A 219-nucleotide genomic window follows, 5' to 3' on the forward strand; every position below is an offset into this window, starting at 1 on the left:
AGACGATGAGGTAGATAGGTCACGGGTGGAAGCATGGCGACATGTGGAGCTGAGTGATACTAATCGGTCGAGGCCTTGTTCTAGCAGATGCATTGTTGATGACTTCAGTTTTGAGGGCGCGAGCCCGTCGTCTGGTGACGATAGCCAAGTGGTCACACCCGTTCCCATGCCGAACACGGAAGTTAAGCACTTGAACGCCGAAAGTAGTTGGGGGCTTCC

The 219-nt window shown here is 53.9% G+C and carries 2 rRNA genes; both read left to right on the forward strand.

Annotation, left to right across the window (positions count from 1 at the left end):
* Positions 1 to 83, forward strand: a 23S ribosomal RNA gene (locus ACZGCQ_RS17045); the annotation flags it as partial.
* 47 nt (positions 84 to 130) lie between these two features.
* Positions 131 to 219 (forward strand): 5S ribosomal RNA (gene rrf, locus ACZGCQ_RS17050); the annotation flags it as partial.

It is taken from the genome of Exiguobacterium sp. HSB13, assembly GCF_056764755.1.